Origin of the sequence: Streptomyces sp. AC555_RSS877, assembly GCF_019049245.1 — a bacterium.
In the GTDB taxonomy this organism is placed as follows: domain Bacteria; phylum Actinomycetota; class Actinomycetes; order Streptomycetales; family Streptomycetaceae; genus Streptomyces.
The window spans coordinates 158,187-178,764 of sequence record NZ_JAGMUK010000053.1 but is presented as its reverse complement, the minus strand read 5'-3'; the positions used below and the strand labels follow the sequence as shown (position 1 = coordinate 178,764).

Annotated in this window: 19 protein-coding genes and 2 pseudogenes; 10 read left to right on the top strand and 11 right to left on the bottom strand. The window is 71.3% G+C overall.

Annotated elements, in window-relative coordinates:
- On the bottom strand, positions 1-951 hold a 951-nt coding region (locus KUM49_RS23645), incomplete at its 3' end, for a homocysteine S-methyltransferase family protein (protein ID WP_217238917.1).
- A 283-nt stretch (positions 952-1,234) separates the two neighbouring features.
- Between KUM49_RS23645 and KUM49_RS23640 the strand changes: the two genes are divergently transcribed.
- The 4 genes from KUM49_RS23640 to KUM49_RS23625 all read left to right on the top strand — a co-directional run bounded on the left by KUM49_RS23640 (position 1,235) and on the right by KUM49_RS23625 (position 6,403).
- Positions 1,235-1,999, top strand: a complete 765-nt coding sequence (locus KUM49_RS23640; RefSeq protein ID WP_217238916.1) for an IclR family transcriptional regulator — start codon at positions 1,235-1,237, stop codon at positions 1,997-1,999.
- Between the two features lie 367 nt (positions 2,000-2,366).
- Positions 2,367-3,161, top strand: a complete 795-nt coding sequence (locus KUM49_RS23635; RefSeq protein ID WP_217238915.1) for an MIP/aquaporin family protein — start codon at positions 2,367-2,369, stop codon at positions 3,159-3,161.
- A gap of 78 nt (positions 3,162-3,239) precedes the next feature.
- The gene (gene glpK, locus KUM49_RS23630) at positions 3,240-4,778 is read left to right on the top strand and encodes a glycerol kinase GlpK (RefSeq protein ID WP_217238914.1); all 1,539 of its coding nucleotides are present in this window, start codon (positions 3,240-3,242) and stop codon (positions 4,776-4,778) included.
- Between the two features lie 8 nt (positions 4,779-4,786).
- A complete protein-coding gene (locus KUM49_RS23625) occupies positions 4,787-6,403 on the top strand; it encodes a glycerol-3-phosphate dehydrogenase/oxidase (RefSeq protein ID WP_217238913.1) in 1,617 nt (538 codons plus the stop codon).
- 99 nt (positions 6,404-6,502) lie between these two features.
- Here the strand turns inward: KUM49_RS23625 and mtnK are convergent, their stop codons facing one another.
- The 3 genes and pseudogenes from mtnK to KUM49_RS23610 all read right to left on the bottom strand — a co-directional run.
- Positions 6,503-7,663: an S-methyl-5-thioribose kinase gene (gene mtnK, locus KUM49_RS23620; RefSeq protein WP_217238912.1), complete on the bottom strand. Its 1,161-nt coding sequence runs from the start codon at positions 7,661-7,663 to the stop codon at positions 6,503-6,505.
- Positions 7,664-7,675: 12 nt separating this feature from the next.
- On the bottom strand, positions 7,676-8,722 hold the full coding sequence (locus KUM49_RS23615) for an ABC transporter permease (protein ID WP_217238911.1): 1,047 nt from the start codon (positions 8,720-8,722) through the stop codon (positions 7,676-7,678).
- A gap of 76 nt (positions 8,723-8,798) precedes the next feature.
- A pseudogene (locus KUM49_RS23610) lies at positions 8,799-9,101 on the bottom strand (ATP-binding cassette domain-containing protein); the annotation flags it as partial.
- Here KUM49_RS23610 and mtnC point away from each other — a divergent pair.
- The gene (gene mtnC / locus KUM49_RS23605) at positions 9,052-9,738 is read left to right on the top strand and encodes an acireductone synthase (protein ID WP_254401663.1); all 687 of its coding nucleotides are present in this window, start codon (positions 9,052-9,054) and stop codon (positions 9,736-9,738) included. The pseudogene KUM49_RS23610 and the gene mtnC sit on opposite strands and share 50 nt — an antisense overlap.
- The gene (mtnB, locus tag KUM49_RS23600; protein WP_217238909.1) at positions 9,735-10,343 is read left to right on the top strand and encodes a methylthioribulose 1-phosphate dehydratase; all 609 of its coding nucleotides are present in this window, start codon (positions 9,735-9,737) and stop codon (positions 10,341-10,343) included. Before mtnC ends, mtnB begins: the two co-directional genes overlap by 4 nt.
- A gap of 64 nt (positions 10,344-10,407) precedes the next feature.
- Here the strand turns inward: mtnB and KUM49_RS23595 are convergent, their stop codons facing one another.
- Both KUM49_RS23595 and mtnA read right to left on the bottom strand, forming a co-directional pair.
- The gene (locus tag KUM49_RS23595; protein ID WP_217238908.1) at positions 10,408-10,596 is read right to left on the bottom strand and encodes a hypothetical protein; all 189 of its coding nucleotides are present in this window, start codon (positions 10,594-10,596) and stop codon (positions 10,408-10,410) included.
- 2 nt (positions 10,597-10,598) lie between these two features.
- Positions 10,599-11,659, bottom strand: a pseudogene (mtnA, locus tag KUM49_RS23590) (S-methyl-5-thioribose-1-phosphate isomerase).
- 86 nt (positions 11,660-11,745) lie between these two features.
- Here mtnA and KUM49_RS23585 point away from each other — a divergent pair.
- The 3 genes from KUM49_RS23585 to KUM49_RS23575 all read left to right on the top strand — a co-directional run bounded on the left by KUM49_RS23585 (position 11,746) and on the right by KUM49_RS23575 (position 14,494).
- Entirely contained in the window at positions 11,746-12,498 is a 753-nt protein-coding gene (locus KUM49_RS23585; RefSeq protein WP_217238907.1) for a purine-nucleoside phosphorylase, read from the top strand.
- 159 nt (positions 12,499-12,657) lie between these two features.
- Positions 12,658-13,329 (top strand): FadR/GntR family transcriptional regulator, encoded by a 672-nt coding sequence (locus KUM49_RS23580; protein ID WP_217238906.1) that lies wholly within the window; start codon positions 12,658-12,660, stop codon positions 13,327-13,329.
- 142 nt (positions 13,330-13,471) lie between these two features.
- Positions 13,472-14,494 (top strand): PAC2 family protein, encoded by a 1,023-nt coding sequence (locus KUM49_RS23575; RefSeq protein WP_217238905.1) that lies wholly within the window; start codon positions 13,472-13,474, stop codon positions 14,492-14,494.
- A 50-nt stretch (positions 14,495-14,544) separates the two neighbouring features.
- Here KUM49_RS23575 and KUM49_RS23570 read toward each other — a convergent pair whose 3' ends face one another.
- The 5 genes from KUM49_RS23570 to KUM49_RS23550 form a co-directional block, all read right to left on the bottom strand.
- On the bottom strand, positions 14,545-15,498 hold the full coding sequence (locus tag KUM49_RS23570; protein ID WP_217238904.1) for an SMP-30/gluconolactonase/LRE family protein: 954 nt from the start codon (positions 15,496-15,498) through the stop codon (positions 14,545-14,547).
- Between the two features lie 311 nt (positions 15,499-15,809).
- Entirely contained in the window at positions 15,810-17,039 is a 1,230-nt protein-coding gene (gene mshC / locus KUM49_RS23565; RefSeq protein WP_217238903.1) for a cysteine--1-D-myo-inosityl 2-amino-2-deoxy-alpha-D-glucopyranoside ligase, read from the bottom strand.
- Positions 17,040-17,361: 322 nt separating this feature from the next.
- Positions 17,362-18,192 (bottom strand): SCO1664 family protein, encoded by an 831-nt coding sequence (locus KUM49_RS23560; protein ID WP_217238902.1) that lies wholly within the window; start codon positions 18,190-18,192, stop codon positions 17,362-17,364.
- On the bottom strand, positions 18,156-18,746 hold the full coding sequence (locus KUM49_RS23555; protein WP_217238901.1) for a DUF3090 domain-containing protein: 591 nt from the start codon (positions 18,744-18,746) through the stop codon (positions 18,156-18,158). Before KUM49_RS23555 ends, KUM49_RS23560 begins: the two co-directional genes overlap by 37 nt.
- 57 nt (positions 18,747-18,803) lie before the next feature.
- Positions 18,804-19,490 (bottom strand): histidine phosphatase family protein, encoded by a 687-nt coding sequence (locus KUM49_RS23550; RefSeq protein WP_217238900.1) that lies wholly within the window; start codon positions 19,488-19,490, stop codon positions 18,804-18,806.
- A gap of 62 nt (positions 19,491-19,552) precedes the next feature.
- Between KUM49_RS23550 and corA the strand changes: the two genes are divergently transcribed.
- Entirely contained in the window at positions 19,553-20,548 is a 996-nt protein-coding gene (gene corA, locus KUM49_RS23545) for a magnesium/cobalt transporter CorA (RefSeq protein WP_217238899.1), read from the top strand.
- Positions 20,549-20,578 lie beyond the last annotated feature (30 nt).

Here is a 20,578-nt window from a genome sequence, read left to right as displayed (position 1 = left end):
CTCCACCACCTGCCGCAAATGCTCCGGCGTCGTCCCGCAACAACCACCGACCAAGGACAGGCCGTAGTCACGCACGAACGTCTCCTGCGCGTCCGCCAACCCCTCCGGGTCCAGGGGGAAGTGGGCGCCGTCCTTGGTCAGGATCGGCAGGCCGGCGTTCGGCATGCACAGCAGCGGGATGCGGGAGTGGCGGGTCAGATAGCGCAGGTGCTCGCTCATCTCGGCCGGGCCGGTCGAGCAGTTGAGGCCGATCATGTCGATGCCCAGCGGCTCCAGCGCGGTCAGCGCCGCGCCGATCTCCGAACCCAGCAGCATCACGCCGGTCGTCTCGAAGGCCATCGAGACCACCAGGGGAACCTCGACGCCGGTCGCCTCCATCGCCCGCCGGGCGCCGACCACGGAGGCCTTGGTCTGGAGCAGGTCCTGGGTCGTCTCGACGATCAGGGCGTCGGCGCCGCCGGCCAGCAGGCCCTCGGCGTTGGTCTGGTAGCCGTCGCGGATCGTCGGGTACGCGATGTGGCCCAGGGTGGGGAGCTTGGTGCCCGGGCCCACCGAGCCCAGGACCCAGCGCGTGCGGCCGTCGCGCGCGGCGTACTCGTCGGCGGTCTCGCGGGCGATGCGGGCGCCCGCCTCGGACAGCTCGTACACGCGGTCGGGGATGTCGTACTCGACCATGGCCGTGTGGTTGGCGCCGAAGGTGTTCGTCTCGACGCAGTCGACGCCCACGGCGAAGTACGCCTCGTGCACGGAGCGGACGATGTCCGGGCGGGTCACGTTCAGGATCTCGTTGCAGCCTTCGAGGTTCTCGAAGTCCTCCAGCGTGGGGTCCTGGGCCTGGAGCATGGTGCCCATCGCTCCGTCGGCCACCACCACGCGGGAGGCGAGCGCGTCTCGGAGCGCGGACACACGAGTCCGGCTGTCGGCGGAAGGGGTCGGCGGCACAGAGGCCATGAAAGGGCTCCCTCGAGGTGCGACGGCTGTCGGCTTTGCGTCACCCGTGCAACTCTCCCGGGAACGCACGTCGCCAGGGTAACCGGGCCCGGGGTCGGCTGGTCAGGGCGTCCAGGGGACGGACGAGGATGGCGGCAGGGTCACGCACGGGATACGAGTGACGCAACAGATTCGGACCGACCGTTAGCGGGAGGTCGGCATGGACCGGTAGTGTTCGACATTGCCGAACGGCGGCAGCGAGCGTCGCGGAACGGCGGTCGAAGGGGACGGAGGCAGTACGGCGATGGCACGGAACATCCAGTCGCTCGAACGGGCGGCCGCGATGCTGCGGCTCCTCGCGGGCGGCGAGCGGCGGCTCGGCCTCTCTGACATCGCCTCGTCGCTGGGCCTCGCCAAAGGCACCGCGCACGGCATCCTGCGCACCCTCCAGCAGGAGGGCTTCGTGGAGCAGGACGACGCCTCGGGCCGCTACCAGCTGGGCGCCGAGCTGCTGCGCCTGGGCACGACCTATCTGGACGTGCACGAACTGCGAGCGCGCGCCCTGGTGTGGACGGACGACCTGGCCCGCTCCAGCGGGGAGAGCACCCACCTGGGCGTGCTGCACCAGCAGGGCGTGCTGATCGTGCACCACGTCTTCCGGCCGGACGACAGCCGGCAGGTGCTGGAGATCGGGGCCATGCAGCCCCTGCACTGCACGGCACTGGGCAAGGTCCTGTCCGCCTACGACCCGGTCGCGCACAGCGAGGCGCTGGAGAGCGACCGCAAGGCGTTCACCGACCGGACCGTCTGCGAGCTCGACGAGTTCGAACAGATCCTGGACATCACGCGCGCGCGTGGGTACGCGGCCGACGTCGAGGAGACCTGGGAGGGCGTCGCGTCCATCGCCGCGCCCATCCACGACCGGCGGCGCATGCCGGTGGGCGCCGTCGGCATCACCGGGGCCGTGGAGCGGCTGTGCCGGGACGGGGAACTGCGCCCCGAGCTGATCGCCGCGGTGCGGGACTGCGCCCGCGCGGTGTCGCGGGACCTGGGCGCCGGGCGGTTCTGAGCACCGTACGACTGAGGGCCGGTACGTCGAGTCGACGTACCGGCCCTCAGTCGTTACCTGACACAACGGGGTAAACCGTCAGATCGACACATACCGTGCCCATTCCGCAGCCGTCCGTATCGAACTCAAGATCGAAGTTCACGTCGATCAATAACGATCGCGTTTTCGACAACAGAGCTCTTGACGTGCGCGTAACCCCGGAGCAAGACTCCCGTCCATCGGTCGGCATTGTCGAACACCTACCGGCAATACGCGCTAGAGTGTGACAACGCCAAGGGCCGGCATCGCCCTCACCCCCGAGGGCACGCGAACCACCGGAGGGACCCGGGGTTCTGCTTTCCCTGGACGAAGGACAAAGGAGTCGCGGGTGTCCAGCTCCGACATCTTCATCGGCGAGACCATCGGTACCGCCATACTCATCCTGCTCGGCGGTGGCGTCTGCGCCGCCGTCACGCTGAAGGCCTCCAAAGCACGCAACGCCGGCTGGCTCGCCATCACCTTCGGGTGGGGTTTCGCCGTACTGACGGCCGTGTACACCTCGGCGCCGCTCTCCGGAGCGCACCTCAACCCGGCAGTGACGCTCGCCCTCGCCATCAAGGACGGCGACTGGAGCGACGTCCCGGTCTACTGGGCCGGCCAGCTGCTCGGCGCCGCGATCGGCGCGACCCTGGTCTGGGTCGCCTACTACGGCCAGTTCCACGCGCACCTCACCGACAGGGAGATCGTCGGCGGTCCGGGCGCGCAGGCCTCGACGGCCAAGGCCGTCGAGGCACAGGAGAAGGGCGCGGGCCCGGTCCTGGGCATCTTCTCCACCGGCCCCGAGATCCGCGTCGTGTGGCAGAACCTCGCCACCGAGATCATCGGCACCGTGGTCCTGGTGCTCGCCGTCCTCACGCAGGGCCTGAACGCGAACGGCGACGGCCTCGGCACCCTGGGCGCCCTGATCACCGCGCTCGTGGTGGTCTCCATCGGTCTGTCCCTCGGCGGGCCGACCGGCTACGCGATCAACCCGGCCCGTGACCTCGGTCCGCGTATCGTGCACGCCCTCCTGCCTCTCCCCAACAAGGGCGGCTCCGACTGGAGCTATGCCTGGATCCCGGTGGTCGGTCCGCTGATCGGCGGCGCCATCGCTGCAGGCATCTACAACGTCGCATTTGCTTAGGAGCACCCGGCTCACACCGAGCCAGACAGCACGCGCCGTACGTACAGCCCCTTAACCACGGACTTCCAGGAGCACACAGTGACCGACGCCCACACCGCCGGCCCGTTCATCGCCGCGATCGACCAGGGCACCACCTCCAGCCGCTGCATCGTCTTCGACCGGGACGGCCGTATCGTCTCCGTCGACCAGAAGGAGCACGAGCAGATCTTCCCGAAGCCGGGCTGGGTCGAGCACGACGCCACCGAGATCTGGACCAACGTCGAGGAGGTCGTCGCCTCGGCGATCGCCAAGGCCGGCATCACGCGTGACGACATCAAGGCCATCGGCATCACCAACCAGCGCGAGACCACGCTGCTCTGGGACAAGAACACCGGTGAGCCCGTCCACAACGCCATCGTCTGGCAGGACACCCGCACCGACGCCCTGTGCCGGGAGCTCGGCCGCAACGTCGGGCAGGACCGTTTCCGCCGTGAGACCGGCCTGCCTCTGGCCTCATACTTCGCCGGTCCCAAGGCCCGCTGGCTGCTGGACAACGTCGAGGGCCTGCGGGCGCGCGCCGAGGCCGGCGACATCCTCTTCGGCACCATGGACAGCTGGGTCATCTGGAACCTGACCGGTGGTGTCGACGGCGGCAGGCACGTCACCGACGTCACCAACGCCTCCCGCACCATGCTGATGAACCTGCACACGCTGGAGTGGGACCCGAAGATCGCCGAGTCCATCGGTGTCCCGCTGGCGATGCTGCCCGAGATCCGCTCGTCCGCCGAGGTGTACGGCGAGATCACCGGCGGCAAGCTGGGTGACCTGCTCGGCGGCATCCCGGTCGCCTCCGCGCTGGGCGACCAGCAGGCGGCCCTGTTCGGCCAGACCTGTTTCGCCGAGGGCGAGGCCAAGTCGACGTACGGCACCGGCACGTTCATGCTGATGAACACCGGCGACAAGATCATCAACTCGTACTCCGGGCTGCTGACCACCGTCGGCTACCGCATCGGCGACGAGGCGCCGGTCTACGCCCTCGAGGGCTCGATCGCCGTCACCGGTTCGCTGGTGCAGTGGATGCGCGACCAGATGGGCCTGATCAGCACCGCCGCCGAGATCGAGACGCTCGCGCTCTCGGTCGAGGACAACGGCGGCGCGTACTTCGTGCCGGCCTTCTCCGGTCTGTTCGCCCCCTACTGGCGCCCGGACGCCCGTGGTGTGATCGCCGGCCTCACCCGGTACGTCACCAAGGCGCACATCGCCCGCGCCGTTCTGGAGGCCACCGCCTGGCAGACCCGTGAGATCAGCGACGCCATGACCAAGGACTCCGGTGTCGAGCTCGCGGCACTCAAGGTCGACGGCGGCATGACCTCCAACAACCTGCTGATGCAGACCCTCTCGGACTTCCTGGACGCGCCCGTGGTGCGACCGATGGTCGCCGAGACCACCTGCCTCGGCGCCGCCTACGCCGCCGGCCTCGCCGTCGGCTTCTGGACCAGCACCGACGACCTGCGCGCCAACTGGCGCCGGGCCGCCGAGTGGACCCCCCGCATGGACGCGGACATCCGCGACCGTGAGTACAAGAGCTGGCTCAAGGCCGTCGAGCGGACCATGGGCTGGCTCGAGGACGAGGAGTAAGAACCCGAATGACCAGTCAGTCCACCCTGCAGTCCGTGCCTGCCCTCGGTACGCGCCCGGCCTTCGGCTCGAATCCGAGCCGAGCCGAGACCCGGGAGCAGCTCGCCAAGGCGTCGTACGACCTTCTCGTGATCGGCGGCGGCATCCTGGGCATCTCCACCGCCTGGCACGCCGCGCAGTCCGGCCTCAGGGTGGCTCTGGTCGACGCCGGCGACTTCGCCGGCGCCACCTCCTCCGCCTCCTCCAAGCTGCTCCACGGCGGTCTGCGCTACCTGCAGACCGGCGCGGTGCGGCTGGTGGCGGAGAACCACTTCGAGCGCCGTGCGGTCTCCCGCCAGGTGGCCCCCCACCTGGCGAACCCGCTCACGTTCTACCTCCCCGTGTACAAGGGCGGGCCGCACGGCGCGGCGAAGCTCGGGGCGGGCGTCTTCGCCTACTCCGCCCTGTCGGCCTTCGGTGACGGCGTCGGGCACCTGCTCTCGCCGTCGAAGGCCGCGCAGGACGTGCCCGAGCTGCGTACCGACAACCTCAAGGCCGTGGCCGTGTACGGCGACGACCAGATGAACGACTCCCGGATGGCGCTGATGACGGTCCGCGCGGCCGTCGAGGCGGGCGCGGTCGTCCTCAACCACGCCGAGGTCACCGGCCTGCGCTTCACCAAGGGCCGGGTGACGGGCGCGGAGCTGCGCGACCGCCAGTCCGGTGACGAGTTCGGTGTGAACGCCCGTCTGGTGCTCAACGCGACCGGTCCGTGGGTCGACCACCTGCGCAGGATGGAGGACGCGAACTCCGCCCCGTCCATCCGGCTGTCGAAGGGCGCGCACCTGGTCCTGAAGCGCACCTCCCCCTGGAAGGCGGCACTCGCCACCCCGATCGACAAGTACCGCATCACCTTCGCCCTCCCCTGGGAGGACATGCTGCTGCTCGGCACGACCGACGAGGAGTACGAGGGCGACCCGGCGGACGTCACCGTCACCGAGAAGGACACGGCCCAGATACTCGACGAGGCCGCGTTCTCCATCCGCGACCAGCAGCTCGACCGTGACCTCATCACGTACGCCTTCGCGGGTCTGCGCGTGCTGCCGGGTGGCCCCGGCAGCACGGCGAAGGCCAAGCGCGAGACGGTGGTGACCGAGGGCAGGGGCGGCATGCTGTCCGTCGCGGGCGGCAAGTGGACGACCTTCCGGCACATCGGCCGTACGGTCATGCAGAAGCTGGAGGCGCTGCCGGGGCACCCGCTGGGCGACGACTTCGAACCGATCTCCTCGCTGCCGAAGAAGCTGCCGCTGCCGGGCGTCGCCAACCCGCGCGCGGTGGCCCACCGGCTGCTCGTCGACCACCCGGCGCCGGGTCCGCGCATGGGGGCCGACACGGCCAGGCACCTGGCCACGCACTACGGCTCGCTGGCCTTCGACATCGCCCGCCTCGCCAACGACAACCCCGAACTCGCCGAGCGCGTCCACCCGGACGCCCCGGAGATCTGGGCGCAGGTCGTCTACGCCCGCGACAACGAGTGGGCCGAGACGACGGACGACGTGCTGCGCCGCCGGACGACGCTGACGATCCGGGGCCTGGCTACGGACGACGTCCGTGCGAAGGTCCAGGACCTGCTCGACAAGGAGTAGGTCGTACGAGGCGAAAGGGGCGGCTCCACACCGACGGAGCCGCCCCTTTCGCGCGCCCGATGGGGTGGTTCGACGCCGGCCGGCACCGGCTGCCGACCGTCAGACCAGCGTCCGGACGTGGTCCGGTGTCGTCAACTCCGTACGCCGCACGATCAGTTCGCGGCCCAGCAGCAGGGCGCGGCGGGACGCGGGGACCGGGTCCGGCAGTGTCGTCAGGTCCGTCAGGTGGGCGAAGCCGATGATGCGGCGGACGATCTCCGTGCCGGCGTAGCCGACGGACTCCGTCCAGACGCGGCCCAGGAAGCGGTCGAGGTAGGCGTCGTCGAAGAACGTGTCGACGCGGGTCGGCCACAGGCGGCGGAACTCCGCCTCGAACGCCTCCCAGGACAGGCGGAGCTGGTCGGCGTGGTCGCTCAGGGTGCCGAGAGCGCGGGCCCGTTCCTCCGAGACCAGCGCGTTGGCCCAGTACAGACCGAGGTCGTAGCCGATCGGGCCGACGAAGGAGAACTCGGGGTCGAAGACCCGGACGACCGGGGCGCCTTCGCGTTCGCCGACCATGACGCTGCCGGTGTGCAGGTCGCCGTGGAGCAGGGCCTGGGCGCTGGTCATGAAGGTGTGGCGGAGGTCGGCGACCTCGGTGCGCAGACGGGCGTCCGCGCGGAACGTGGCCGCGAGGTCGTCCAGCCCCGGGTGCCAGTGGTTGTGCTCGTGCTCGACGTACGGCTCGGACAGGACGACGTCCTCGGTGATCTTGCAGAGCTCAGGGCTGACGGAGGCCGCGACGAGCGCCTTGCGTTCGGCTGACGGCATGCCGAAGTCGCTGGTCGCGAAGGAGAGTTGGGCGACCAGTTCGCCGATCCTCGCCGACGTGTGCGGGCCGTAGGCGGCGCCCTCGTTGAGGAGGGTGCGCAGGACCTCCAGGTCGGACATGTCCTCCATGACGAGGGCGTGGTTCTCGGGGTCGTACCCGTGGACCGCCGGGATCTTGTCGGGGGCGACCTTGGCCAGCTGCTCGTAGGCGCGGGCCTCGGCGTCGGCGCGGTCGGGGTTCATCGGCCAGGACGGGCCGGCGACCCGGACCCAGGGCAGGGCCTGCTTGACGGCGAGGCTGCGGGTGCCATCCGCGGACGAGGCGAGGAACACCCGGTTCATGTTGCCGTCGGAGACCTCGCGGACGTGGATGTCGTCCGGGTTCGCCCAGTGGCCCCGCTCGTGCAGGTGGCCGGGGATGTCGTCGGTCTCCAGAATGCGGTAGCCCATGTCTGATTTCCCTTATGCGGTACGGCGCTTGGACAGGGTGAAGCTGAAGACCAGGGCGAGGATGAGGACCGCGCCCTCGACGACGTCCTGCGTGCAGTACGGCAGGCCCTTGATGGTCAGGCCGGTGGTGATGATGCCGATGAGCACCGCGCCCAGGGCCGTGCCCCAGACGTTGGGACGTCCGCGGCCCAGCACCGACGTACCGACCAGGGCCACGGCGACAGCCTCCAGGAGCTGGGACGTGCCGGCCGAGACGTCGCCCTGGCCGATGCGGGACGCCAGGATCAGGCCGCCGACGGAGGCGAGGACGCCGGACAGGACATACGCCAGGGCCCGGTACGCGCCGACGCGGATGCCCGCCAGGCGGGAGGCCTCGGGGTTGGCGCCGATGGCGTACAGGACGCGGCCCCAGCGGGTGCGGGCGAGGAAGACCCAGGCGGCGACCGTGAGCGCGCCGAAGATCAGCACGGAGACGGGGATGCCGAAGAGCGCGCCGCGGTCGATGCGCAGGAAGCCCTCGGTGAACCGGCCGGGCGCGGTGGAGCCGTCGGACGTCGTCATGCCTGGGGTGATGGACTGGCCGTCGACCAGGATGAGCTTGCTGCCCTGGATGACGAACATGGTGCCGAGCGTGGCCAGCATGTCGGGGATCTTCAGGACCACGATGAGGAGGGCGTTGAGCAGGCCCGCCAGCGCGCCGGCCGCCAGCACCGCGATGATCGCGACCGTGCCGACCTGGTTGAAGACGACCATCGTCTGTGCGGCGACCGAGACACCGAGGCCGGCGACCGCGCCCACCGACATGTCCATTCCGCCGACGGCCATGGTGAGCGTGACGCCGAGGCCGAGGATGGCGGCGACGGAGACGTAGCGGAGGGTGTCGAGGAGGGTCGCCGACTCACGGAAGGAGCCCTCGCTCAGCGCGAAGTACGCGAAGAGCGCGACCGTGACGAAGATGAAGCCGTACTTGATCACGGCGTTCTGGACGCGTACGGCGGTGGAGGTCGCGGGCGGGAGCGCCGCCTTGGTGGGGACCTCGGTGCTCTGCGTGGTGGTCATGAGGTGCTTCCGGTGGTCATGAGGTGCTTGTGGTGGTCATGGAGTGCTCTTCCTCGGCGGCCGGTGTCGGAGGGGCTCAGACGGAGACGGCGATGGTCTGGATCACGCGGTCGCGTTCCGCGTCCTCGCCGTACGCGTCGAGGTGGATCTCGCCGGCGGCGAGGACGACGACCCGGTCGGCGACCTCGAGGATTTCGTCGACGTCGGCGGACAGGACGAGCACGGCGGCGCCCTCCGCCGCCAGGGCCCGGGCGCGACGGCCGATGTCCCGGCGGGCGCCGATGTCCACGCCTCGGAACGGTTCGTCCAGGATGAGGACGCGGGGGGTCTTGGCGAGCCAGCGGCCGACGACGACCTTCTGCTGGTTGCCGCCGGACAGTTACTCGCGCTCGCGCTTCGCCGCCCTGCTCACCGAGCGGGGCGACGATCCCGAGGTGGCGCGAGCGGTCGGGCAGGTAAGGGAGCTCACCGGGGCCCCGGACGCCGGCACCGCGGAGGTCGAGAAGACGCTGAACGCGTGGCTCGACGAGGACCGCAAGGCCACGCCCCTGAAGACGCTCCAGGGCCTCATCTGGTCCGAGGGCTTCGCGCGCGGCGACCTGGTCTCGCACTTCTACGACGACGTCGTACCGGAGCTGCGAGCGTGGCACGCGGCGGGCGTACGGCTGTACGTCTACTCGTCCGGGTCGGTGGCCGCGCAGCGGGCGTGGTTCACCAACAGCCCGGAGGGCGACCTGACGTCCCTGGTCTCCGGTCTCTACGACACCGAGAACGCGGGGGCGAAGCAGGAGCCGGCCTCGTATCGCCGTATCGCGGAGTCGGCCGGGATCCCCGGGGAACGGCTTCTCTTCCTCTCCGACCGGCCGGGCGAGCTGGACGCGGCCCGTGCGGCGGGCTGGTTCGCCGTCGGGATCCGGCGGCCCGGGGAGCCGTACTACGAGCAGGGCGTCGGGGACCACGCGCAGGCGGGGACGTTCGACGACATCAGCATCAGCACTCCTGGGAGCAGCACGTGACCGTCGACATCAGCGCACTGGACCTAAAGGAGGCGGGGGCGGTGCTCGCCGCCGAGGCCGCCCGTTTCGCGTCCTTCGGCTGGATGCGGGGGACCTCCGGCAACCTGTCCGTGGTGTTGTCCCGTGAGCCGCTGCGGCTCGCGGTCACCGCGAGCGGGCACGACAAGGGCGAACTGACCCCCGCGGACGTGGTGTTGGTCGACGGCCGGGGCGCGGCCGTACAGGGCGGCAAGCCGTCCGCCGAGGCCGAGCTGCACGCGCGCGTGGCCGCGCTGACGGGTGCCGGTGCCGTGGTGCACGTGCACACCGTGGCGTCGGTGGCGATGGGCCGCCGGGAGCCGGGCGGGATCGTCCTCAGGGATCTGGAAATGCTCAAGGGCGTCGGCCTGCCCGCCCACGACGTCGAGGTGACGCTGCCGGTCATCGCCAACAGCCAGGACATGACGGTCCTCGGGGACCGTCTGGAGGCGGCACGCGATCCGCGGATGCCGGCGGTGGTGGTGGCCGGGCACGGGCTGTACGTGTGGGGCGCGGATCCGCGGCAGGCCCGGCACCACACCGAAGTGGTGGAGTGGCTGCTGGAGTTGGAGCTGAGCCGGCGGTAGCCCGCCGCCGCGGCACAGTGTCGCCGTACGCCGTCCGGGCGGCCCTCCCGCCCGGACAGTGGTCCTAGCCGTCGTCGCCGCTGTGACCCGAACTCCGGTCTCCCCGCCCCGACACGCGCACCAGCTCACCGGCCGCCAGCGTGACGGTCGCCACCGCGCGCACCCAGGCCGGGCCGCCGCGCGAGGCCCACACGACGCAGGCGCACCCCGCGACGACCAGCACGAGCACGCCGGCCAGCACGAGCACGATCATGCTCACTCCCCTGCCCTCGCCGATGTACCGGCGTCCCGCAGGTGCTCCCCCGGCACCTGCCCCGCCGACACCTCCAGCACGCCCCGTTCCGTCACCAGCCCCGTCACCAGCCGCCCCGGCGTGACGTCGAACGCCGGGTTGTGGCCGCGGGACCCGGCCGGAGCGGTGCGCAGGCCCGCCCACTCCAGCACCTCGGTCTCGTCGCGGAGTTCGATGTGGATGTCGTCGCCCGTCTTGGCCGCCAGGTCGATCGTGGTGGTGGGCGCCGCGACCAGGAACGTGATGCCGGCGTCCGCGCAGGCCAGGGCGACGCCCACGGTGCCGACCTTGTTCGCCGTGTCACCGTTGGCCGCGATGCGGTCGGCGCCGACGACCGCCGCGTCGACCTCGCCGCGCAGGATGGTGCCGGCGGCGCCCCGTCGGCCTGGACGTAGTGCGGTATGCCCTCCTGGACCAACTCCCAGGCGGTCAGGCGGGAGCCCTGGAGCAGGGGGCGCGTCTCGTCGGCGTAGACGACCTCCAGCAGTCCGCGCGCGTGCAGCTCGCGGATCACGCCGAGGGCCGTGCCCCAGCCGGCGGTCGCCAGCGCGCCCGTGTTGCAGTGGGTCAGGATGCGCAACGGGCGGTCCGCGCCGAGCCGTTCGAGCAGCCAGTCGGCGCCGTGCGCGCCCATCGCCCGGTTGGCCTCGACGTCCTCGCGCTGGACGGCGGCGGCCTCCTCCAGCATCGCGCCGAGGCCTTCGGGCAGGCGGTCGGCGACCCGGTCGACGCAGACCATGAGGTTGACGGCCGTCGGCCGGGCCTCGCGGACGCGGGCGACGGCCGCGCGGATCTCGCGGTCCGTCCAGCCCTCCCGCTCCCCCTGGAGCTGGGCGAGCGCCACCCCGTACGCCCCCGCCGCGCCGATCGCCGGCGCCCCGCGCACCACGAGGCGCCTGATCGCGTCCACCAGAGCGTCCACGTCCTGGACGTGCCTCGTCTCGGTGCGGTGCGGAAGCAGCGTCTGGTCGATCAGCGCGATGCCGGAGCCCGTCCATTCGACGGCGCGGAGTTCGTGCGGCATGACGGGCCACTCCTGAGGTTCCGGGGGTGTCGCATACCGTACATGACCTCGGGGAACCCTTCTTCGGCATGTCGAGGAGCCATCGCATGACGCTGGACCTGTCGCCCGTCACCCGCATACCCCGCACCGGCCTTCCGGAGTACGCGGTCGTCGTCGGCGACCCGGCGCGGGCGGCGGCCGTGGCCGCGCTCCTCGACGTCGCCGAGGAGGTCTCGTACCACCGCGAATACCGTGTGTTCAGCGGCGGCTGGAAGGGCCTGCCGGTCCTCGTCGCCTCGCACGGGGTGGGCGGGCCGGGCGCGATCCTGCTGTTCCAGGAGCTGGCGGACGCGGGGGTGCGCACGCTCATCCGGTTCGGTACGGCGGGCGCGATGAAGCCCGGCATCGGGGACGGCGACCTCGTCATCGCGGAGGCGGCCGTGCGGGACGACGGGGTCACACAGCAGTTGCTGCCCCCGGAGTTCCCGGCCGTCTCCTCGCCGGAGGCGGTCCTCGCGCTCCAGCGCGCGGCCCGCGCGGCGGGCGCCCCGCACCACCGGGGCATCGTGTGGACGCGGGCGGCCTTCCAGCCGGGGCTCCTTCCCCTTTTCTCCTACGCCGGTGCCGGGCTCGCGGCCATCGAGATGGAGCTGTCGGCGCTGTTCGTGACCGCCTCGCTGCGCGGGCTCGTCGCGGGCGGCGTCCTCGTCGTCGACGGGGTGAACGCCGACGAACTGGTCGACGAGGAGATGACCGGCGGGTACGACCCGCACCGGGAGGTCGTCGCGGCGGGCATCCAGAAGGGCGCCGTCGTCTCGCTGGAGGCACTGCGGCTGCTGGCGGAGGAGTACCGGGCGTGACCGTCGGCCTGCCGGGGCAGGAGGGGCCGACGGCCGCGCGCCCCGTCCCGCCGCCTTGGCGGGGGCAGTGATCGCCTGGAGGCACTTCTCCGAGCAGGCCGCATAATGTGGCTGAGACATCCGATGTCTCAGGATCATGGGGTACGAGGGAGGCCGGTCATGGCAGTCACCGACGAGGCGATCGAGAAGATCAAGGGCATGATCGTCTCCGGCGCGCTGCGCCCCGGGGACCGGCTCCCCAAGGAGAGCGAACTCGCCGCCGAGCTCGGCCTGTCCCGCAACTCCCTGCGGGAGGCGGTGCGCGCCCTGTCCCTGATCCGGATCCTGGACGTACGCCAGGGCGACGGCACGTACGTCACCAGCCTCGACCCGCAGCTCCTCCTGGAGGCGCTGAGCTTCGTCGTCGACTTCCACCGCGACGACACGGTGCTGGAGTTCCTGGCCGTACGCCGCATCCTGGAGCCGGCCGCGACCGCGATGGCGGCCCTGCGGATCAGCGAGCAGCAACTGGACGCGCTCTCGGCACAGTTGGACAGGCTGGGCGACAGCCCGTCCGTGGAGGAGCTGGTCGCCTGTGACCTGGACTTCCACCGCGGCATCGTGCAGAGCTCCGGGAACTCCGTGCTGTGTTCCCTGCTGGACGGTCTGTCCGGGCCCACCACCCGGGCCCGCGTCTGGCGCGGGCTGACCCAGGAGGACGCGGTCAGCCGCACCCTGCACGAGCACCGGGCGATCCTGGCGGCACTGCGCGACCGGGACGCGGAGGCGGCACGGTCCTGGGCGACCGTGCACGTCGCGAGCGTCGAGCAGTGGCTCAGGTCGAGCCTGTGAGGAGCACCCCACGAGTGGTGTCCCGAGGTGACGATCGGGGCAGTGATCCGTTCACTCCCCCGTGCAAGGGGGCTGCGGGCGCCCCCGCCGCACGCCGTAAGGTTGGGTCGTTAAGCGAGGGCACGTCGGAAGGAGGCGCTGGGTGATCGAGCTGGAGGGAGTTCCCGAGCTGATCGACCCAGTCATGGTGGCCGCGTTCGAGGGCTGGAACGATGCCGGCGACGCCGCCTCCGCCGCGGTCGCGCACCTGGACCGGGAGTGGAAGGGCGAGGTGTTCGCGGCGCTGGACGCCGAGGACTACTACGACTTCCAGGTGAACCGCCCCACGGTGTGGCTGGACGCCGGTGTCCGCAAGATCACGTGGCCCACGACCCGGCTCTCGGTCGTCCGGGTCGGCGGCGAGAAGCCGCGCGATCTCGTGCTCGTCCGAGGCATCGAACCCTCGATGCGATGGCGCTCGTTCTGCAACGAGATCCTCGGCTTCGCCCATGAGCTGGGCGTGGAACTGGTGGTGGTCCTGGGCGCGCTGCTCGGTGACACCCCGCACACCCGTCCGGTCCCGGTCAGCGGCGTCACGTCCGACCCGGACCTGGCCCAGCGCATGGATCTGGAGGAGACCAAGTACGAGGGCCCCACAGGCATCGTCGGCATCCTCCAGGAGGCGTGCACGCACGCGGGCGTACCGGCCGTGTCGCTGTGGGCGGCCGTCCCGCACTACGTGTCGCAGCCGCCGAACCCGAAGGCGACGCTGGCCCTCCTCAACCGCCTGGAGGACCTGATCGACGTACGCATCCCGCTGGGCGAGCTGCCCGAGGACGCGCGCGCCTGGCAGGTGGGCGTCGACCAGCTGGCCGCCGAGGACAGCGAGGTCGCCGAGTACGTCCAGTCGCTGGAGGAGGCCCGGGACACCGCGGAGCTGCCGGAGGCATCGGGTGAGGCGATCGCCCGCGAGTTCGAGCGGTATCTGCGGCGCCGGGACGGATCCGGGCCGGGCGGCTCCGGTGGGCACGCCACGGCCGACGGCAGCGACAGCACGCCCTACCTCAGGGACAACCCCGGCGGTCGTACGAAGCCTCCCAAGCCGCCGAAGCCGGACGCCGAGTCGGCGGACGCGGCGGACGCGGACACAGAGGCGGACGACGGGGATTCCTCCTCGGAGGACTGAACCGGTGAGGGCGGTGCGCCGGCCGGCGCACCGCCCTTCCGTGTCGGACGTCAGACCTGGCGCACGGCCACCGCGTCGTAATCGGTCCCCGGTGTCGGCTCCACGTCGAAGCGCGCGTTCGGCAGGTAGAGCCGCCTGCCCCACGCCGCCGCCGTCGTCGGGATGCGGAAGCGCGGGTCGGTGATCCGGGCTATCGCCGTGCCCTTGGTGCCGGTGTCGTTCAGCCGGAACACGTCGATCGCGTTCTGCTGCTGCTGGACGGCGTAGAGAATCCGGCCGAGCAGCAGCAGGCCGTCCCCGTTGGGGAGCTTCGCCGTGCCCAGGTCTACGGTGCGGGCGACCCCGGTACGCGGGTCGACCCGCATGAGGCCGCCGCCGTTCGCGAAGGCGTTGACCACCAGCAGGGCGCTGCCGTCGGGGGTGCGCTCGATGCCGTTGGCGGTGAAGTCCGGGCCCTGCTCCCAGTCGCCGGTCAGAGGAAGGGCGTCCACTGCCTCGGGCGGGCGGTGCCCGCCACGGGCCAGTCGGTAGAGCTGCGGCTTGAAGGAGTCCGTGAACCAGGCGGCGCCCGGGGTGAGGATCACGTCGTTCACGAAGGCGCCGCCAGTGGCGTACACCTTCAGGATCTCGCCGGTGCGGGCGTCGACCGTGCGGATCTCGCCGCTGCCGCCGCCGGCCAGGAAGAGCGTGCCGTGCCGGTCGGTCTTCAGGCCCACGACGGCGTGTCCGGTGCCGAGGCCCTTGCTGATGACGGAGCCCCGGCCCGTGGCGAGACTCGCCCGGTAGATGTCCCCGTTGTCGAGCGAGCCGAAGTAGGCGACGGGGTGCGCGCCGATCGTGATGCCCTCGGGCTGGAAGCCGTCGGGCAGGGGGAACTGTGCGGGCCACGGGTGCTGTCGGGTCTCGGCCGCGTGCGCGGTGCCGCCGACAAGGGCCGCGCCCGAGAGCGCGGCGGCCGTGGTGAGCAGTCTTCGTCGTGCGAAGGAACGGTCTGCGGGTGCCACTGTGCGTCCTTCCGCAACAGGGCCGGACACTGCCGGCCGTACGGTCAACAGGCGCTCTCACCCCACCACATGACCGTGGCCCCCGCAGCCCTTGATGGGATTGTGACGTTGCGTCCGCTTCAGAGCGGATTGTCAACGTTGCCCAATTCGACTTCTGGCAAACCGAGTTGCTGAAGACGGGGTGGACCGACCGCTGTGGGACCGGAAGAACGGAAGGGGCGCTTCCTCTGCGGCGAGGAAGCGCCCCTGTCCCCTGTCCTGCTCTCCTGTGTCCTGGTCTCCTGTGTCCTGCTCTCTTGAGTCCTGCGGCGCTACAACGCCACGCCCAGCAGGGCGTCCACCGCCCGCGACACCACGCCGGGCGCGCCCTCGTCCGTACCGCCCCGCTCGTTCTGGAGCGCCGCCCACCGGTCCACGGCGGCCAGCGCCGCCGGCGCGTCCAGGTCGGCTGCCAGGGCTTCACGGATCTCGTCGACGAGCGCTTCGGCGGGCGGGCCGTCGGGCCGGGAGACGGCGGCACGCCAGCGGCCGACCCGGTCGAGGGCGTCCTGCAGAACCTGGTCGGTCCACTCCCAGTCGGCCCGGTAGTGGTGGGCGAGGAGCGCGAGCCGGATGGCGGCGGGGTCGACGCCGTCGCGCCTCAGCTGCGAGACGAAGACCAGGTTGCCCTTGGACTTGGACATCTTCTCGCCGTGCAGGGCGACCATGCCGGCGTGGACGTACGCCTTGGCCATGGGGAACTCGCCGGTCAGCGCCTGGGCGTGCGAGGCGCCCATCTCGTGGTGCGGGAAGGCGAGGTCGGAACCGCCGCCCTGGACGTCGAAGCCCATGCCGAGGTGGTCCAGCGCGATGGCGACACACTCGATGTGCCAGCCGGGCCGGCCACGTCCGAGCGAACCGCCGTCCCAACTGGGCTCGCCCTCGCGGGCGGCCATCCACAGCATCGGGTCGAGCGGGTTCTTCTTGCCCGGCCGGTCGGGGTCGCCCCCGCGCTCGGCGGAGAGCAGCCGCATCGCGGCGGCGTCCAGGTGGGAGACCTCGCCGAAGTGCGGATCGGACTCGACGGAGAAGTAGACGTCCCCTTCGAGCTCGTACGCGGCGCCCGCGTCCCGCAGGCGTTCGACGAGCGGCACGATGCCGGGTATCGCCTCGACCGCGCCGATGTACTGCCGCGGGGGCAGCATCCGCAGGGCCGTCATGTCCTCGCGGAAGAGGGCCGTCTCCTTCTCCGCGAGGGCGGCCCAGTCGATGCCGTCGCGCTCGGCCCGCTCCAGCAGCGGGTCGTCGATGTCGGTGACGTTCTGGACGTAGTGGACCTGCCGCTTGGTGTCGAGCCACACGCGTTGTACGAGGTCGAACGCGTTGTAGGTCGCCGCGTGACCCAGGTGGGTCGCGTCGTACGGCGTGATGCCGCAGACGTAGATACGGGCGACGGGACCGGGGTCGAGGGAGACCAAGCCGCCGGTCGCGGTGTCGTGGATCCTCAGGTCGCGGCCCTGACCAGGCAGGGCGGGGACCTCGGAAGCGGGCCAGGCATGCATGTCATGAGCCTAACCGGACGGATGTTCCGTATACGAACCGGACCGGGCCGGATGGCCGGTAAGGCGTTCTTGCGCGATATCGCACGGCGTGCCCTGCCGCCAGGGTCTGTCCGGCGGATCATGCCGCAGACGCGGGGCCTGGCACGCCGATCTGCGGCGTTGTCGTCGGTTGCCGACTCCCGCACTCTCGACCTCGCTCGACCGGGGGGACCTCCATCGCGTCGACGCCCTCCTCCGCCTTGCGGCTCGACGCACCAGGCCCCGCTCACCAGCGTCGACGAGGCGCCGCGGATGTCCTGCGACCTGATCCGCCGGACAGGCCCTAGACGGGCGGCCAGGGAATGGCCGGCCAGTCCCCGCTCGGCTCCGGGTGCGTTCCGGCGGCCAGCAGCGCGTCGACACGCGCGCGCGTGGCGTCGAGTTCGGCGGGGGTGATCAGTTCGGCCAGCCGGGCGGTCAGCGCCCCGTCCGCGCCGAGCGCCGCCCTGAGGCCTGTCAGTACGTCGACCGCCTCACCGGTCAGCGGCTCCCCGGCCCACCCCCACAGCAGCGTCCGCAACTTGTTCTCGACGTTGAAGGTGACCCCGTGGTCGATGCCGTACAGCACGCCCCCGGCGGCGGGCAGGAGGTGCCCGCCCTTGCGGTCCGCGTTGTTGATCACGGCGTCGAGCACGGCGAGCCGGCGCAGCCGCTCGTCGTCGGCGTGCACGAGCAGCGCGGTCCGCCCCTCCCCGACCTCGGCGAAGCCGATCGCCTTCCAGCCCGCCTCGGGCTCCTCGCCGTCCACCAGGGCGAGCAGTTCGGCCTCGGGTGTGACCTCGATCCACAGCTGGCACATGCCCTCGCCGTACGGCCCGTCCCGCAGCACGGTGGGCGGTACGAGGCCCCAGCCGGTGGCTTCGGAGACCTCGTAGGCCGCGACCTCACGGCGGGCGAGGTTGCCGTCGGGGAAGTCCCACAGGGGCCGCTCACCGGCCACCGGCTTGTAGATGCAGGCGGCTTCCCGGCCGTCGTGGGAGACCGTGCAGTACAGCGCGGCGTTGGACGCCTCCCGGATGCGGCCGCGCACGGTGAGCTCGCCCTCGGCGAGCAGTTCGGCCGACATCGCTGTCGTCGTCACGCCCCGCGGCGGTATCCGTTCTGGCGCGGACATACGTGTCCTTCCGGGTCGAGCGGGAGGCTGCACAGCGGACACGGCGGCCGCCCCGCGTTGACGACGTCAAGGGCGCGCTTGGCGAAGGCTCGCGCCTGCGCGCCGGTGAGCCGGACCCGCAGCATCGGGGGACCGTTCTCCTCGTCCTGAAGCAGCCGCTCCTCGGCCTCGGCGAGGTCCTCGTCGGTGTCGGCGTCGAGTTCGACGAGGGCCTGCGCCTCGACGATCATGCGCTGCTCGTCACCGTCCCAGGCCAGAGCCATGGTGCCGACCCTGAACTCCTCCTCGACGGGGGCATCCAGGGGGCGGGTGTCGGCGACTTCGGTGGGCGCCACCGCCGGGACGGCGGCACTTCCGCCGCTACGGCGTACGACTTCGTCCAGCAGCTCGTCCATGCGCTCGGCGAGCGCGGCGACCTGGGTCTTCTCCAGGGCCACGCTGGTCACCCGGGGGCCGGCCGTGGCCTGGAGGAAGAACGTACGGCGTCCGGGCAGTCCGACCGTACCGGCCACGAACCGGTCCGGGGGGTCGTAGAGGAACACCTGACGGGACACGTCCTGTCTCCATTGAAATCGTGGGTGCGAACCGCTTCACCCTACTGCGCCCGGCGATCACGGTGCGCCCGCACCACCCCCGACCGTCGCCTCGTCGGCCGGAGGCTCCTCGCGCGGCACCAGGGACGTGAAGTCGCCGGTGTCGCCGAGGCGGACGAGAAACGGCCTCAGACGGGTGTAACGGATCGCGGTGATGGAACACGGTTCAACGGAAATCCGCTGGAAGAGGTCTAGATGAAGTCCGAGTGCGTCCGCCACCAGAGACTTGATGATGTCGCCGTGAGAGCACATGAGGTAGACCGCGTCGGGGCCGTGGTCGCGCTCCACGCGCGCGTTCCACTCGCGCACCGCCTCGGCGGCGCGGGTCTGCATCGCCCGCATCGACTCGCCGCCGGGGAACGCGGCCGCCGAGGGGTGCGCCTGCACGACCTCCATCAGCGGCTCGCCGCTGAGCTCGGCGAGCTTGCGGCCGGACCAGTCGCCGTAGTGGCACTCCCCGATCCGTTCGTCGGAGTGCGCGGCGAGGCCGGGCCGGGCGTCGAGGAGTGGCCGGATCGTCTCCTGGCAGCGCTGCAGCGGGCTGCTGACGACCTCGGCGAGCGGCAGCTCGGCGAGCCGTCCGGGCAGCGCGGCGGCCTGCGCGGCCCCGCGCTCGTCGAGGGCGACGCCGGGCGTCCAGCCGGCGAGCAGCCCCTCGGTGTTGGCGGTGGAACGTCCGTGCCGGACGAGGATCAACGTGGGCATGCGGCCCAGAGTAGGCGCACGCCCGAACGTGGCGGCCCGTGGAGGACAGGGGAACACACTCAGTGATCGTCGACTGTGCCATCTACCGCGACGGACACCGGTCGAAAGGCCCCGAGGATCTTTCCGACGCGCTCGCCGAGGCCCGGGCGGCCCACGGATTCGTCTGGATCGGGCTGCACGAGCCGTCCGAGAAGGAGTTCGACCACGTCACCCGGGAGTTCGGCCTGCACCCGCTGGCGGTCGAGGACGCCCTGAAGGCCCACCAGCGGCCCAAGCTGGAGGTCTACGACGACTCGCTGTTCGCGGTCCTCAAGCCGGTCGTGTACGAGCCGCAGAGCGACGCCGTCTCCACCGGCGAGGTCATGCTCTTCCTCGGCGACTCGTTCGTGGTGACGGTGCGCCACGGCGAGGGCTCCCCGCTGGGCGCCGTACGGCAGCGTATGGAGCAGGAGCCCGAATTGCTCGGCAAAGGCCCCACCGCCGTGCTGTACGCGGTCGCCGACGCCGTCGTCGACCACTACCTGGACGTGGCGACCGAATTGCAGACCGACCTGGAGGAGCTGGAGACGGAGGTGTTCTCGCCGGACGGCGGCGGCTCGCGCCACACCGCGTCCCGGATCTACACCTTCAAGCGGCAGATCCTGGAGTTCCGCCGGGCGACCGGCCCGCTCGCCCTGCCGCTGACCCGCCTGGCGGGCGTGGGGCAGTTCGGCGGGGCCGTGCCCTTCGTGGACGACACGGCGCGGCCCTTCTTCCGGGACGTCAACGACCACCTCACGCGCGTGAACGAGTCCGTGGAGGGCCTGGACCGGCTGGTCTCGGACGTCCTGTCCGCGCATCTGGCGCAGATGAGCGTCCGGCAGAACGACGACATGCGGAAGATCTCCGCGTGGGCGGCCATGGCCGCGATCCCCACGATGATCGCGGGGATCTACGGCATGAACTTCGAGCACATGCCCGAGCTGCGCTGGGAGTGGGCGTATCCGGCGGTGATCGTGCTGATGGTCGCCCTGGAGGTGCTGCTGTACCGGCTGTTCAAGAGCCGGGGGTGGATGTAGCCGGGGTGGATGCAGCCGGGGGTCCGGTCG

What these genes read in the sequence shown, in the direction of transcription:
- KUM49_RS23640 (WP_217238916.1), top strand. Translation starts at nt 1,235, where the DNA reads ATGGCACGGAACATCCAGTCGCTCGAACGGGCGGCCGCGATGCTGCGG.
- KUM49_RS23625 (WP_217238913.1), top strand. Translation starts at nt 4,787, where the DNA reads ATGACCAGTCAGTCCACCCTGCAGTCCGTGCCTGCCCTCGGTACGCGC.
- mtnK (WP_217238912.1), bottom strand. Translation starts at nt 7,663, where the DNA reads ATGGGCTACCGCATTCTGGAGACCGACGACATCCCCGGCCACCTGCAC.
- KUM49_RS23615 (WP_217238911.1), bottom strand. Translation starts at nt 8,722, where the DNA reads ATGACCACCACGCAGAGCACCGAGGTCCCCACCAAGGCGGCGCTCCCG.
- KUM49_RS23595 (WP_217238908.1), bottom strand. Translation starts at nt 10,596, where the DNA reads ATGATCGTGCTCGTGCTGGCCGGCGTGCTCGTGCTGGTCGTCGCGGGG.
- KUM49_RS23585 (WP_217238907.1), top strand. Translation starts at nt 11,746, where the DNA reads ATGACGCTGGACCTGTCGCCCGTCACCCGCATACCCCGCACCGGCCTT.
- KUM49_RS23580 (WP_217238906.1), top strand. Translation starts at nt 12,658, where the DNA reads ATGGCAGTCACCGACGAGGCGATCGAGAAGATCAAGGGCATGATCGTC.
- mshC (WP_217238903.1), bottom strand. Translation starts at nt 17,039, where the DNA reads ATGCATGCCTGGCCCGCTTCCGAGGTCCCCGCCCTGCCTGGTCAGGGC.
- KUM49_RS23560 (WP_217238902.1), bottom strand. Translation starts at nt 18,192, where the DNA reads ATGTCCGCGCCAGAACGGATACCGCCGCGGGGCGTGACGACGACAGCG.
- KUM49_RS23550 (WP_217238900.1), bottom strand. Translation starts at nt 19,490, where the DNA reads ATGCCCACGTTGATCCTCGTCCGGCACGGACGTTCCACCGCCAACACC.